We start from the raw sequence: 13,107 nt of genomic DNA on the forward strand, positions 1-13,107 counted from the left end.
CAACTTGACGCGAGACAATAAAAAAAGAAGGAATTGCACATCCTGAGTGATGGCAATTCCTTCTTCTCGTTAAATTCAGCTAGTTATGTCCCAGCCTCTTTTTTACGTGCCGGACTTAACTTTCGTTTCGTCGAGTACGTTTGCTTTTAAGTCGATCAATGGTCGAATCAATACCTCGACACGTCGATTCTGACTACGACCGGCTTCTGTTTGATTGGACGCAATCGGTTGGAACTCTCCGTAACCGCTGACAGTAAACCGTTTTGGTTCGAGCTTTGGATTGCGTTGTAAGGCACGCATGAAACTGATCGCCCGGTCTGCACTGAGTTCCCAGTTTGATGGATACTGTGCCGTATTGATTGGGATATTATCCGTATGACCAGAGACTTGAATCTGACGTTGTCCTGCCTTGACGAGTAGAGCACTCATGCCTTCTGCGATTTGAAGCGAGCGTCCTCTTACTTCTGCTTGAGCTGGCGAGAAGAGGGCTCGGTCACGAATCGTGAAGACAAGTCCTTCATTTGTAATTTCCACCTTGATGTCTTTTTCGAGCTGTTCATTTTTGATATATTTGTTTGCTTCGTCTTTAATCTTCTCGAGTTCTGCGATTTCATAGCTTTGTGCCTTCGTTCGCGCGTCGAGTTTTTTCGAATCCTCTTCTTCTTGAGTGGAGAGCGAGCTGTTCGTAATCATCCCTGAACCACCATTGAAGACGGAGCTAAACGACTGGGACATCGCTTTTAGCTTGACGGCATCGACATTACTCGAAGCAAAAAGAACGATGAAGAGTGCTAGAAGTAAGGTCAATAAGTCGGCGTAGGGAATCAACCAGCCTTCGGAGATATGTTCGTCATGCGGCTTCTTTTTCCGCTTCATAGTTCGCACGCTCCTTCGGTGTCAGGTACACGAGTAGCTTATCTTCTAAGTTTTTTGGTGATTCACCGTTTTGGATCGACAGAATGCCTTCGATCATCATCTCGTACAGTTGAATCTCGCTCGCTGATTTTTGCTTCAGTTTCGTTGCGAACGGGAACCAAAGGACATACCCGGTGAAAATCCCGAACAGCGTCGCGATGAAGGCACCTGAGATCGCATGACCTAATTTTTCAATATCCGACAGATCGGATAAAGCGGCAACAAGACCGACGACGGCACCGAGAACTCCAAGGGTCGGAGCGTAAGTTCCAGCTTGCGTGAAGATGTTTGCATTGGCATGATGCCGTTCCGTCATGTTTTCGAGGTCGCGCGTCATGACGTCCTCGACATATTCAGATGGCTGCCCATCGATGACCATCATGACACCACGCTTCATGAACGCATTGTCGACTTCTTCTAAAGCTGCTTCTAATGACAGCAGTCCTTCTTTCCGTGCTTGCGTCGAAAGTGTCAGAAACTGTCCGAGTAAGACTTGTTTCGTCATTAATTTTTGTTCGAAAAAGATGACTTTAAGCAGTGCCGGTAGTACCTTTAGGCGTTCCTTCGGGAAGGAAATCATGATGGCAGCGGCTGTCCCGACGAAGATGATGACGAGGGCTGCAGGGTTAAGTAGGGCGACTGGAGGCGCACCTTTTAAGATCATTCCTCCGATCAATGTGATAAGACCTAGTATGATCCCGATTATCGACACGATATCCATGATTGATGTGTGCCACCTTTCTGTATGTAATGCGTATAAGAACGAAAAATAAAAGAGCAGAAGACACTTCTTCTGCTCGGAAATCCAAAAACCGAGAATCAAGCGCCGTTTTCATCGATTAGCATTTGAATGCTTTCGTTTCGTTCGTCACGCTCTATATCGGTCAGTACGTCGTATTTTTTTAACACTTGATACAATTCATTTAGAATCGGTTGCTCCAAATGTAGTGACAAGAGTTCCTCAAATTGATAATACAATTGCGCAGGCATCCATTGTGATTGCCGTTCCAGCCTTCGCCAGACATCCTCAATCGAATGATCAGCCGTCTTAGGGTCCACTGTTTCCCTCAACCTCCTTTAATGATTACACGTCCACTTTTATCTAGTTTACCAAAAAAATAAGAAAACGTTTAGTCGATTGCATATTTCGATAGAACTTCTTAATTCGAGGGAGTATGATAAAGACAATTCTGTCTGAAAAAAATCTAGGGGGAGTAAGATGTTCTCGCATAAAAGACGTTCACCACTGGCACGTTTTGGTCGTGTGGGTGAATTGATGTACCATCAGTTGTTCGATAAACCGGCACGCTTCATCGCGACGGGTTTCACATTGACGATTTTGCTAGGTGGTTTTTTGTTATGGTTGCCTATTTCGCAACAGGAGGGGCAAGATATCTCCTTCATCGATTGTTTGTTCGTCGCGACTTCTGCCGGAACCGTTACCGGTCTATCGACGATTAATATCGCGGAAGCCTTTAATCTGTTCGGGCAACTTATCATGATGCTCTTGATTCAGGTCGGAGGGCTCGGCTTCATGACGATTGCGCTCGTCTTGCTGAGCGTGACAGGGCGAAAGATCGGAATTCGTCAGCGCATCATCATCCAAGAAATGTTCAACCTCGATAGCCCAGGGGGAACGATTCGTCTTGTTCGAAATATCATCGTCACGACAGTCCTTGTCGAAATCGTTGGTATGTTCTTGATTGCGCTCGATTTGTTCATTCAATACAAATATAGCTTTGGGAAAGCACTTTACTACGGTTTGTTCCATGCCGTATCTGCCTTTAACAATGCAGGGTTCGCACTTTGGGGCGATAACTTGATTGGTTTCCAACAAGATACGACGTTCATCCTGACGATCGCGGCGCTCTTGATGATTGGTGGATTAGGCTTTACGGTCATTGCTGACATCGCGGGAAAACGAAGCTTCAAAAAAATCTCCCTACACTCGAAATTGATGGTGCTGTCGTTATTCGTCATTAACGGACTGGGTGTCTTAGCGATGATGCTCTATGAATGGGTGTCTCACTTAGGTTCATTACGCGACGAGTCGTTCTTTCATGCACTTCATATCGTATTCTTCCAAGTCGTCACGACACGGACGGCTGGTTTCCAGACAATCGACTTAACGACGATGGTGCCGCTCTCGATCGGCTTGATGATGGTCTTAATGTATATTGGAGCAGGTTCCGCGTCGACAGGCTCCGGGATCAAGGTTACGACGGCGGCGGTCATCTTAAAGAATGTCTGGACGTATCTACGCGGACAGCGTGAGACCGTTCTGATGCGACGGACGGTGCAAGCACAGGCAATCCAAAAAGCGTATGCGATTGCTGTCTTCAGTTTATTGTTCATCGCTTTGATTACGACGCTCCTTGCGTTGAGTCAACCGAATCTATCGTTCATCGGTCTATTCTTTGAGACCGTCTCTGCATTCGGGACGGTCGGTCTATCATTGAATGTGACACCAGAGTTAAATAGCTTTGGGAAGTTCTTGATCATGTTCATGATGCTGCTCGGGCGTGTGGGATCCTTGACGATCTTGTTCACGTTTGCGGCACAACGAGACCGGACGATTCGTTATCCAAAAGAAAATATGTTGATCGGGTAACCGATAAAAAAAGTCCAATCGACTTCCCTTAGGGAAGAGCGATTGGACTTTTTTAGTGTGTCGCGTGTGTTTGGTAATACTGGACGAGCCGAGGCATCGTTTCTGTTAGGTCCGGACAAATGATTCCAGTATCTCGTAAATCACGTAAGACCTGTGTTGTATCGTATTGAACAGGATGGATGAAATAATCGAGTGTCTGACGTTGCATCTGGAGTCGTTTTGCGACGGTGGGTGTCAACGCTGTACTGATGAGCCGAAATGGTACGATACCACGCGGGTAACGTCCATAATAGGCGACATGTAACATCTCGAAAATCGCGCGTGCGCCATGTGGAAATGGATCCGTCAGATGATATGTCTTATTTTTTCCGACGGGTGCATGACTGAGATAAGCAGTCGCTTCAATGACATAATCATATGGCACGAGATGGACGAGCGCGTTTGCTCGACCAGGATACGGAAGAGGAGCAAAGGATTGCAGGAGACGCATCGCGTTCAAAACGAAATAAACACCATCCCATTTCGGTGTTTCACCTGTTTCAGAATGTCCAACGACGATGCCGGGGCGGATGATTGTATAAGGAATCGTTCCGAGTTCTTTGCGTAAGCGCACTTCAGCAAGGTATTTTGTTTCTTCGTAAGCATTTTTAAAGCGACTTGCCTGTAATTCCTCTTCGAGAATCGTTCCGGAGCGCAGACCGGAGACATACGCTGTACTGAAGTAGATATAGCGTTCTAAAGCACGGCACGTGTGGGCAAACTGTGTCACGTTCGCGGTACCGATGACATTGATCCGAAAGGCAGGTTCATATGCCGTAGCTAAATCGTACAGTGCGGCGAGATGAAAGATATGTGTGACCTCTTGTTGCAGGATCATCCGTGTATCAGACGACAAAGCAAGTTGTTCGAGCGTGATATCGCCTTCGTGCAACGCGAGTTGCTCAGGTCGTAAGGATGTGCGTTCTAAAAGATCATCGCGTCGCTTAACAGCTGCGTTTCGTTCTGACGATAAATGAAGCACATGAAAACAAGCGATTTGATCTGGAATACGTGCGAGTTGTTCAATTAGTTTGGTCGCTAAAAAGCCGGGAAAACCCGTCATGAAATAGGTCCGCATCAATTCCATTCCTTTCTTGGATCGCGTTCGAGAACGACGGTGAACGTCGAACCATCATTGATTTCTGATTCAACTGAAATCGCTCCTCCGTGTGATTCGATGATTTCCTTACAGATGGCAAGACCGAGTCCGGTACCACCAATTTTTCGGATGTCCGAGTTATCGACCCGGTAAAATTTCGTAAAGAGTTTGTCGAATGCATTTTGTGGAATACCGAGTCCGTAATCGGTCACGGAGAACGTCGCTTTCTCTTCGTTTGCCGAGAGACGGACTTGGATGTGATCCGCCTGTGGAGAGTATTTAATAGCATTCGAAAGCAAGTTCAACATGACTTGCTTGATTTTGTGCTCATCCGCAAAAACGAGTACAGGGTCTTCCGGCAGTTCCAATTCAATCCGGTGTTCGACGGTTTCCCGATAGGCATCGACGGTCGATGTGAGGAGATCGCGTAATGAGAACGAGGTAAAGATATACTCCTGTTTTCCACCCTCTAGACGCTGAATATCTAAAAACTCATTTAATAGTGTCGTCAGCCGTTTGGTCTCTTCATGAACGATTTCGACATAACGTTTGATTTTATCAGCTGGTTGCTCTCGGTAGCGAAGCAATTCCATATACCCAAGGATCGATGAGAGTGGCGTCCGTAACTCATGCGATACGGTACTGACAAGTTCATCCTTGACTTGATCCATCTTTGCTTCCTCAGTTCGGTCACGGAAAACGAATAAGAAACCATGACGAGAAATACGACTCTTTTCCTTCTTGATCGCCGTCGCATAAAATTCAAAATAAAGTGGACTTGATTCGTTCGGTCGCTGCAACGTAAAACGAAACGATAGTTCAGAATGTTTTCCGGCGAGTAGCTCTTCGACTTGTCGTAACATATCGAATCGGGTATTCAAATCAAGATTCGGGATCAAGCTGATCCGTTCTTGGATCTTACTTGGCGCAATCCCTGGTACATCAAGTAACTTGCGTGCTTTGACGTTCATGAAGATGAAACTTCCATCCTCTTCCGTCAGCAGGAATCCTTCATTAGAGGCTTGAAGAATCGATTGTGTGATGTCACGTTGACGCATGATGGCATTTTTTTCACGTTCAAGCATTTTCTCGATTTTTTTTCGTTCCGTGATATCACGAACGACGGCGACGCGCATGTGAATATTGTTGTAGATGATTTCACGTGGGAAAACTTCGATTTCGACAGAAGTTCCGTCAGCACGTTGACCAAGAACTTCATAGGGCTCTTCTCGATGCTCTTCGATTCGTTGTAAGACACGCGCATGATGATCCGGATGAATCAACTCAAGTGTCGTTTTTCCTTTCATCTTTTCAAGCTTCGTCCGGAAGATGACCTCTGCTGCACGGTTGGCATCGATGATGATGCCATGATCATGAAAAATGACGGCTTCGACGACGGACTCCGAGAAGAGTCGGAAGCGGCGTTCACTTTTCGTCAGGTGCCATTCGATTTGTTTTTGTGTCGTGATGTCCTGAATGAGTAAAAAGTACGTATCATTCGGCAGACGTGTCATATAAAGCCGTCCATGGAACGTCGAACCATCCAGACGATGATAGGTCCATTCATTTTCCGCTTCCCGACCATGGAGTAAGAAGAGTTGTTCATCTGATAAATCTTTTAAGTTCAGTTGTTCAAGATGGTGACGGCGGGTAGCGACTTCCTTTGCGTCATGGAGAATCGTCGGTTTTAGACCGATGATGTCTTCAGCAAGATCGAATCGGAATAAGGTACTGGCTACCTCGTTGTATGCTCGAATCCGAAACTCCGGATCTGTGATGAATAAGGCAGCATCAAGCGTTGAATCGAATAAGTCTTCTATTTTAAGAGAAGCGACATGGACAAGAAAATAGTCCGTCTCTTCAATCGCTGTGACTGTTAACTGATGTGTCGTCAAAATGATGGTTTCCTGTTGGATCGGAAACAAATCATCCGTAATCGAAAAAAGTTCCTGGATCGTTTCTTTATCCGGAGCGGTCATGAACTGGTGTTGAAACGCGTCATTATGAAAGTGAATCTTTCCATCTGCATCGACAAGAAGTACGGGTTCTTTCATAGCACGTAACGTCGAATAGATGATCCGTAGCGATGAAGGAGATGAATGTTCTGCCATGAGCTACCTCCTGACTGGTCTTCGACCGTGGATTTTAAGACAGTCTTTCCTCGTTAGTTTACTTCTGCAAGACGAGCCGCGTTTCCTGTCGAAGGAAGCAACCAACGAAGAATTTTAGTATAGTGAAAAAAAGGTCACGACGAAGTAGAGGGGAAAAGTAGGATGAAACAATTAAAAAGAAAACGATTGTTACTAGCAGCTTTGTTTGCCATGATAGGAATTTTCGGAACTTATTTTTTTTCGAGTTCTTGGGAACCTTTAATCTTAATCATCAGTATAGTAGGGTGTATCCTTTTTCTTCTTTTGTCCGTTTTAACGCCGTCGCTTGAAAAAAGACTCGATCGAATGGAAGGACGAGAATTTGAAGAATGGCTTGCCGATTTATTTGAAACAGCAGGATATCGGGTCGAGTTGACACCTGCCTCACGCGACTTCGGAGCAGATTTGTTGATAGAGGATGAACGAGGGTATAAGATTGCCATCCAGGCGAAGCGATACAGTGCGGCTGTAGGGCTCGAAGCGGTTCAACAGGTCGCTGCCTCGGTTCCATTCTACGAAATGGACGAGGGATGGGTCGTTACGAATTCGACCTTTACAGAAGCCGCGTATCAACTGGCAGAACCGAATCAAGTTCGCCTCATTGATCGGGAAGAATTGCTCGCATTTGCAAAGGAGATGAACCTGCATTGAACTTGTCGAATGATTGTCGACAAAAGGGGGTTGTCAATTTGAAGAAACGGTGCAATAATCATTTTCGTTAACGAAATATCATACAGATAAAGAAAGTTAAACTATACAGGATGTCTAAATAAACTGGGGACGAAAAACCAGCACGTTTTAGCAGTGAGAGGAGAATTTCTGTTGCGCAAAGTTGTCTATGTGCAGGGTTGCGTTTTTTCGCAAGGTCATGCCGCGATTTATGATGAAGCGCACCAAATGATCGGTGCGGTTCAACACGACGAAAGCGGTCGTGTTCAAGTAATGAATGGTGAAGGTAGAGGGGTAGCGTTTGGTAAGTTCATTCCGACATGTAAGAAATGGGTCGTGATGAACCATGATGGACAAGAGGTAGGTCAAATGCGCGAGAAGTTTTCGCTCTTCTCGAAGAAATGTGAGTACAACGTATATGAGCGTGGTACGTTCACGATTTCCTTCGACCTGACAAAAGGAAAATTCTCCGTACGGAGTGCAGCCGGAGAAGTCGTTGCGGAATTATTGCAGGACGGTGATGAATACCGTCTTGTCAAGGATGCTGACAAGCTCTCGATGTACGAACTACTCTCTGTCCTGAAAAGTCTGACGAACAACGTCCACTATAAATCACTGACAGCTGTTTAAATAAAAAAAGATGCCTTCCATGACATGGATGGCATCTTTTTTTCATCATGTCGTTTGCAGGACATGATGGAGGCGTTGTTTGGCTTCGTGTGTCAAATGCGACACACGACGGGCGTAGAGGCAGAGTTGTAAGACATGAACAGTTTCAGGGCGGTAGGCGTTAATCCGCTCGAGCGAGCGTTTGAGACGCTTCTCCGTTAATTCGATCGGTCCACTTGTCTCCGCGTGCTGCGTATAGACGAGATAAAAATTAAGAGGGCTGATTAAATCATCCTCATCGATATTTGGGTTCTGGAAGACGATCGTCAGCAGTTCCCGTGTTTCTTCTAACGAGAAGAGGTGTTTTAAATCATCCAACAGGTAGATGATGGCGGCTTGATTGATCGAGTATTTTTTCCCACGATGCGGTACGCCGATGATGTCCCGAACTTCACGTTTCGTCCAGTTCTGGATCGTCGTCGCTGACATGTGTTCTCCGATTAGAGCATTTGCCAAATGAACGATTTCATTGATCGATAAACCATTTTTTAATGGATCGAATTGTTTCAGGCGATTGATGACCTTTGGCAATTCCGTTCCTTCTATTGCGACGAGGGGTTCGATTCCTTTCCCCTCGTTCAGGCGTTGCAGACAACTTGATAATGTTTGGACTGCTTGAGCATCATACATTTCCAAAACTTCCTCTCTAGGACGTCATTTGACCTTATGTTATCAAATGAAGGTTCAATAGGGCAAATGGCAACTAAAACAACGTACAATAATAGGAAAGGGGGAATCACGATGGAATGGTTTGCTGCCATTGGCACGATTGGAATCGTTGGCTTCATTCTCGTCATTCTTGAATTCGTTGGACGCCGTTTCGGTTTTTCTCCCGAGACGGTTCGGAAATGGATTCATGTCGCTGTCGGTCACTGGGTATTTCTTGCGCTGCTATGGCTTGATCACTGGTACATCGCGATCGTACCATTACTTTTCTTTGCTCTCGTCAATCTGTTGACATTACGAAAAGGAATTGGACAGATGCATGGCGTCGACCGTCCTTCTTATGGAACGGTCTATTATCCGCTCGCATTGGCAGGACTCGTCCTATTCTTCTTCGAACGACAACCGATGGCACTTGTTGCGGGAAGCATGGTGCTCGCTTGGGGAGATGGTCTCGCGGCACTCGTCGGAAAACGCTTCGGGAAGACGTTTTACGTCCGCGGTGAGACGAAACGTTCCTTTGAAGGAAGTATCGCTTTGTTTTTAGCGTCATTCCTTGTTTTGACTGTAACGTTCTTATTTTATGGACAACCGATTTGGCTCGCTGTCAGTTACGGCTTCTTGCTTGCAAACATCGCAGCCTTAATCGAAGCAATCTCATATCGCGATCTCGACAACTTAATCTTGCCATGGACGATCGCGGCACTCGTTGCGTTTGCTTTTTGACTTTCAGTCGTGTAACAACAATTGTTTGAAATAGAGAAAACGTAGTCGAATATAGTCTGGGTACGCACGCCATCCTGCATGACGGATGGTCATATCTCGACACATATCACGGAAAACATAGCGATAGATTTTTTCTTCGGAATCGTCATAAACAGCTGCGTACAAGCCGTGCTCGAGCATATTGGAAATGCGTTCGTCGAGTTTAGCGTAGAGTGTATCGTCGCTGTCTTCACGCAATGTAGCATGTAGCATCTCGTATTGAATACCTTGATTAGCAGAAGCAGTCGCATGAAAGACAGCCGTTTTATCGAGATGAGATACCCCGATGATTAACGCATAGAGTGTTTCCAACATATCGATCGAATGACCGTCTAGTTGTTGGATGGAATCAATAGCCATCAGCGTATCGATTCCAGATGCGCCAACTTTCTTTAAATATGTAAACGCATGGACGGCTGATTCTCCATAAAATTGTCGATGATTGTAATGGACGGCAAGAGAACGATGTCCTGCCGGTTCTTCCGGGAAACGTGTGATGGCTGAAAGGAAAAACTGTTCTGCTTCGTGCATATATCCTTCCTCTTCACTGATGATACCGAGAAGAATGTATCCTTGCACATGCTCGCCGATTTGCTAGTGCGTCTCTTCAATAAGTCGACGCGCTTGAGTGAGTTCGTTCTTAAAATAAAGGGAATGGGCTGTAGCAATGTTGAGCAATGGATGGGATGGAACAAGAACACGTAAGCGCTCGGTTGCGGCAATACGTACGTTCTCTTCTGTATCAGATGTCAGTGCTTCGAGTAACGCAACTTCAGCGACATGGCTCTGAAGTTCATGAGAATGAGCGGTTACGGTTTGTGTCATGTAATGAAATCACCTCTATTAGTTCAAAATCATATATTTTCATTTTCATCATATGACAAGCCGAGTGGTGCCTCAAGAAATAATAAAGAGATTCGTCCGCAATTTCTTCTTTTCATAAAAAATAGCCGATCATTCCTAGAAAAGGAAGCATCGGCTATTTTTACTTTCGAAATTATGCGTGTAAGTGAAGTACATCTTCAACGGATTTGTACGTGTATCCGAGATCGCGTGCGACCGCTTCATACGTGACGAAGCCTTGCGCGACATTCAATCCTTTTTCGAGAGCATCGTTTTCAGCAAGCGCACGATGTGTGCCTTTATTCGCGAGTTCAAGGACATACGGAAGCGTTGCGTTCGTCAATGCCAGGGTAGACGTACGTGGAACGGCACCCGGCATGTTCGCGACCGCGTAATGAACGACACCGAATTTTTCGTACGTTGGATCATCATGCGTCGAGATGCGGTCAACCGTCTCAAAGATTCCACCTTGGTCGATGGCAACGTCAACGATGACAGCACCTGGCTTCATCCGTTTGACCATGTCGGCAGTGACGAGCTTCGGTGCTTTTGCACCTGGAATCAAGACAGCACCGATGACGAGATCACTTTCAGCGACCGATTCAGCAATCGTGTACGGGTTTGAGATCAATGTATTGATCGAGTTACCAAAGATATCATCTAACTGGCGAAGGCGTTCTGGACTAACATCAATGATCGTAACATCTGCACCAAGACCGACAGCGAGTTTCGCAGCATTTGTTCCGACGACACCGCCACCGATGACTGTTACTTTTCCACGACGAACCCCAGGGACACCTGCAAGCAGGATGCCCATACCACCGTGTGGTTTTTCCAAGAACTGTGCACCGATTTGTGATGCCATACGACCGGCGACTTCACTCATTGGTGTTAATAATGGAAGTGTGCGGTTCTTCTCGACTGTCTCATAAGCGATTGCTGTGATGTTCGAATCAACGAGTGCACGTGTCAGTTCTGGCTCAGCAGCTAGATGGAGATACGTGAATAATGTCAGGTCCGGACGGAAATATTGGTACTCTGAAGCGATTGGCTCTTTGACTTTTAAAGCCAGTTCGGCTGTTGCCCAGACTTCAGCAGCAGTCGCGATGATTTCAGCACCAGCTTTGACGTACTCCTCGTTCGTGAAGCCACTCCCCATGCCTGCCATCGATTCAATGATGACACGATGTCCTTGTGCATGTAACGCTGCTACCCCGGCAGGTGTTAATGCAACACGGTTTTCGTTGTTTTTGATTTCCTTTAATACTCCAATGATCATGTGAACGCGATCCCCTTTCGCAAATAAACAAATCAATTTCTCTTCTTCTTCAGTATACGAGAAATGAAAGCGCTCTACTTTATCGGCGTTTTCAAAAATAACCGATATCCTTTGTGTAAAATCACAAAGGATATCGGTCTGCTTTTAGGTACAAATAAAGTAAGGAACGTTCGGGTAATGATTCCATCCGGATACCAGCTTCCTCCTCGATCCGTCGCATCCGATATAGGATCGTATTCGGATGAACATGGAGATGGGAAGCGACTTGCTTGACGTTCCCATCATAATGAAGAAACCATTCTAGCGTCTCACATAAAGAGGAGGCATGTTTCACATCGTAAGCACGCAATCGCTCGATTTCTTCGAGACGAACCGTTCGTCGTCGCAAACGTTCTGAAAAAATTGGCAAGAGCTGAAACAAGCCGAGACGTTCGTAACGCGTCACGTTCTTCAGTTCGAATGGAAAGGCATCTTTCAAACGTAAGACGATACCCGCCTCTTCGTAACGCTCCGGAAGCGCATGGACGCCCGTGAAGACTTCACTACTTGCCGCAACGAAATCCGTATAATCAAACCGCTCCGCAAGCAATTGACGGAAGGACTGAATGAAGGCGTCAAACTGTAGACGCTCTTGTTCTGCGTCGCGGTCGTTTGTGCTGATCCACAAGATAAAATCTGTTTCATCATATGCGTAAAGTAATGGACGAACCGTCTGTTGGATCGTCAATAAATAGCGCAGACGATCCGCAAGTCGTGGTGTGATTGCTTCTGAAAAACGGATGACCATCAAACGACTAATGCCAGGGGGTGCGACATGGAGCTTAGAAAACATTTTCAGGATCTCCGACTCGGATAGTTCTTCATGTAATAACTCAAAGAAGAATTGTTCCGTCTGCTCTTCCTTCCGTTTTTTCTGCATGTCGATCGCTAGTAATTGACGTTGAGCAAGCAGAGCTCCTTTCTTTAAATCTGCTAGTTCTGATGGAGTGAACGGGGTACTGCGAGCAATCGACCAAATGTAGCCGAGAATTTCTGAATCTTGTTTGATGGCAATGGCGACGCGGTCATTCAGTCCAACATCCGTGCGCGCAGAAATGATGAGCGGATCGTCTTGAGTAGCGAGACTCTGGATGACTTCGTCTTTCCAGAGTTGGTCGATGACCGATTCCGGTACCCGGCGACCGATGATCGTTGCGACACGAGCAGGGTCCGTGTCAGCAGTATGCGTACTATAGGCAAGGAGACGGTGATTACGATCTTCAATCGTAATCGGCGCATTTAAGGCGATACCGATCGCTTCCGCTAAATCGTCTAACGAATGGTATGAAGCTTCTAACATGGAGGAATCCCTTCTTTCTCTCTCGTTCAGTATCTTTAGTATAGCTTCTGTTGTGTGAAATCACAA

General features: G+C 46.0%; 14 protein-coding genes. 4 read left to right on the forward strand and 10 right to left on the reverse strand.

What is annotated here, in order from left to right; all coding sequences use genetic code 11:
* Positions 1–102: 102 nt before the first annotated feature.
* The 3 genes from ASG02_RS00005 to ASG02_RS00015 all read right to left on the reverse strand — a co-directional run bounded on the left by ASG02_RS00005 (position 103) and on the right by ASG02_RS00015 (position 1,974).
* Entirely contained in the window at positions 103–876 is a 774-nt protein-coding gene (locus ASG02_RS00005) for a flagellar motor protein MotB (RefSeq protein WP_035412064.1), read from the reverse strand.
* A complete protein-coding gene (gene motA / locus ASG02_RS00010; RefSeq protein ID WP_056059839.1) occupies positions 851–1,636 on the reverse strand; it encodes a flagellar motor stator protein MotA in 786 nt (261 codons plus the stop codon). Before motA ends, ASG02_RS00005 begins: the two co-directional genes overlap by 26 nt.
* 98 nt (positions 1,637–1,734) lie before the next feature.
* A complete protein-coding gene (locus tag ASG02_RS00015; RefSeq protein WP_023469697.1) occupies positions 1,735–1,974 on the reverse strand; it encodes a hypothetical protein in 240 nt (79 codons plus the stop codon).
* Positions 1,975–2,134: 160 nt separating this feature from the next.
* On the opposite strand from ASG02_RS00015, the gene ASG02_RS00020 reads away from it, so the two are divergent.
* Positions 2,135–3,526 carry a TrkH family potassium uptake protein gene (locus ASG02_RS00020; RefSeq protein ID WP_035412070.1) on the forward strand — a complete coding sequence of 464 codons (1,392 nt, stop codon included), beginning with the start codon at positions 2,135–2,137 and terminating at the stop codon, positions 3,524–3,526.
* A gap of 52 nt (positions 3,527–3,578) precedes the next feature.
* Here the strand turns inward: ASG02_RS00020 and ASG02_RS00025 are convergent, their stop codons facing one another.
* Complete coding sequence (locus tag ASG02_RS00025; RefSeq protein ID WP_056059841.1) at positions 3,579–4,643, reverse strand: SDR family oxidoreductase; 1,065 nt, start codon at positions 4,641–4,643, stop codon at positions 3,579–3,581.
* Positions 4,643–6,775, reverse strand: coding sequence for an ATP-binding protein (locus ASG02_RS00030; RefSeq protein WP_056059843.1), 2,133 nt, complete (start codon positions 6,773–6,775; stop codon positions 4,643–4,645). The genes ASG02_RS00025 and ASG02_RS00030 overlap by 1 nt, the downstream gene beginning before the upstream one ends.
* A 345-nt stretch (positions 6,776–7,120) precedes the next feature.
* Between ASG02_RS00030 and ASG02_RS00035 the strand changes: the two genes are divergently transcribed.
* Together ASG02_RS00035 and ASG02_RS00040 are read left to right on the forward strand one after the other, a co-directional pair.
* The gene (locus tag ASG02_RS00035; RefSeq protein ID WP_231496919.1) at positions 7,121–7,465 is read left to right on the forward strand and encodes a restriction endonuclease; all 345 of its coding nucleotides are present in this window, start codon (positions 7,121–7,123) and stop codon (positions 7,463–7,465) included.
* 171 nt (positions 7,466–7,636) lie between these two features.
* Positions 7,637–8,113: a hypothetical protein gene (locus ASG02_RS00040; RefSeq protein WP_056059846.1), complete on the forward strand. Its 477-nt coding sequence runs from the start codon at positions 7,637–7,639 to the stop codon at positions 8,111–8,113.
* Between the two features lie 45 nt (positions 8,114–8,158).
* Here ASG02_RS00040 and ASG02_RS00045 read toward each other — a convergent pair whose 3' ends face one another.
* Positions 8,159–8,782 (reverse strand): DUF1836 domain-containing protein, encoded by a 624-nt coding sequence (locus tag ASG02_RS00045; protein WP_035412080.1) that lies wholly within the window; start codon positions 8,780–8,782, stop codon positions 8,159–8,161.
* Between the two features lie 111 nt (positions 8,783–8,893).
* On the opposite strand from ASG02_RS00045, the gene ASG02_RS00050 reads away from it, so the two are divergent.
* On the forward strand, positions 8,894–9,541 hold the full coding sequence (locus ASG02_RS00050) for a diacylglycerol/polyprenol kinase family protein (protein WP_035412085.1): 648 nt from the start codon (positions 8,894–8,896) through the stop codon (positions 9,539–9,541).
* 3 nt (positions 9,542–9,544) lie between these two features.
* On the opposite strand, the gene ASG02_RS00055 is transcribed toward ASG02_RS00050, so the two are convergent.
* The 4 genes from ASG02_RS00055 to ASG02_RS00070 form a co-directional block, all read right to left on the reverse strand.
* Entirely contained in the window at positions 9,545–10,111 is a 567-nt protein-coding gene (locus tag ASG02_RS00055; protein WP_056059850.1) for a hypothetical protein, read from the reverse strand.
* A gap of 63 nt (positions 10,112–10,174) precedes the next feature.
* Positions 10,175–10,405, reverse strand: coding sequence for a hypothetical protein (locus tag ASG02_RS00060; RefSeq protein ID WP_056059853.1), 231 nt, complete (start codon positions 10,403–10,405; stop codon positions 10,175–10,177).
* A 172-nt stretch (positions 10,406–10,577) separates the two neighbouring features.
* Positions 10,578–11,702, reverse strand: coding sequence for an alanine dehydrogenase (gene ald, locus ASG02_RS00065; protein ID WP_035412092.1), 1,125 nt, complete (start codon positions 11,700–11,702; stop codon positions 10,578–10,580).
* A gap of 121 nt (positions 11,703–11,823) precedes the next feature.
* Complete coding sequence (locus tag ASG02_RS00070; RefSeq protein WP_035412096.1) at positions 11,824–13,041, reverse strand: CdaR family transcriptional regulator; 1,218 nt, start codon at positions 13,039–13,041, stop codon at positions 11,824–11,826.
* Positions 13,042–13,107: the final 66 nt, after the last annotated feature.

Source organism: Exiguobacterium sp. Leaf196, assembly GCF_001423965.1.
Classification (GTDB): domain Bacteria; phylum Bacillota; class Bacilli; order Exiguobacteriales; family Exiguobacteriaceae; genus Exiguobacterium_A.

Bases quoted from the DNA above. Each gene is read 5' to 3' on its own strand.
- ASG02_RS00030 (WP_056059843.1), bottom strand. From the start codon at position 6,775: ATGGCAGAACATTCATCTCCTTCATCGCTACGGATCATCTATTCGACG.
- ASG02_RS00050 (WP_035412085.1), top strand. From the start codon at position 8,894: ATGGAATGGTTTGCTGCCATTGGCACGATTGGAATCGTTGGCTTCATT.
- ASG02_RS00025 (WP_056059841.1), bottom strand. From the start codon at position 4,643: ATGCGGACCTATTTCATGACGGGTTTTCCCGGCTTTTTAGCGACCAAA.
- ASG02_RS00060 (WP_056059853.1), bottom strand. From the start codon at position 10,405: ATGACACAAACCGTAACCGCTCATTCTCATGAACTTCAGAGCCATGTC.
- motA (WP_056059839.1), bottom strand. From the start codon at position 1,636: ATGGATATCGTGTCGATAATCGGGATCATACTAGGTCTTATCACATTG.
- ASG02_RS00035 (WP_231496919.1), top strand. From the start codon at position 7,121: ATGGAAGGACGAGAATTTGAAGAATGGCTTGCCGATTTATTTGAAACA.
- ASG02_RS00020 (WP_035412070.1), top strand. From the start codon at position 2,135: ATGTTCTCGCATAAAAGACGTTCACCACTGGCACGTTTTGGTCGTGTG.
- ald (WP_035412092.1), bottom strand. From the start codon at position 11,702: ATGATCATTGGAGTATTAAAGGAAATCAAAAACAACGAAAACCGTGTT.
- ASG02_RS00055 (WP_056059850.1), bottom strand. From the start codon at position 10,111: ATGCACGAAGCAGAACAGTTTTTCCTTTCAGCCATCACACGTTTCCCG.
- ASG02_RS00005 (WP_035412064.1), bottom strand. From the start codon at position 876: ATGAAGCGGAAAAAGAAGCCGCATGACGAACATATCTCCGAAGGCTGG.
- ASG02_RS00045 (WP_035412080.1), bottom strand. From the start codon at position 8,782: ATGTATGATGCTCAAGCAGTCCAAACATTATCAAGTTGTCTGCAACGC.
- ASG02_RS00070 (WP_035412096.1), bottom strand. From the start codon at position 13,041: ATGTTAGAAGCTTCATACCATTCGTTAGACGATTTAGCGGAAGCGATC.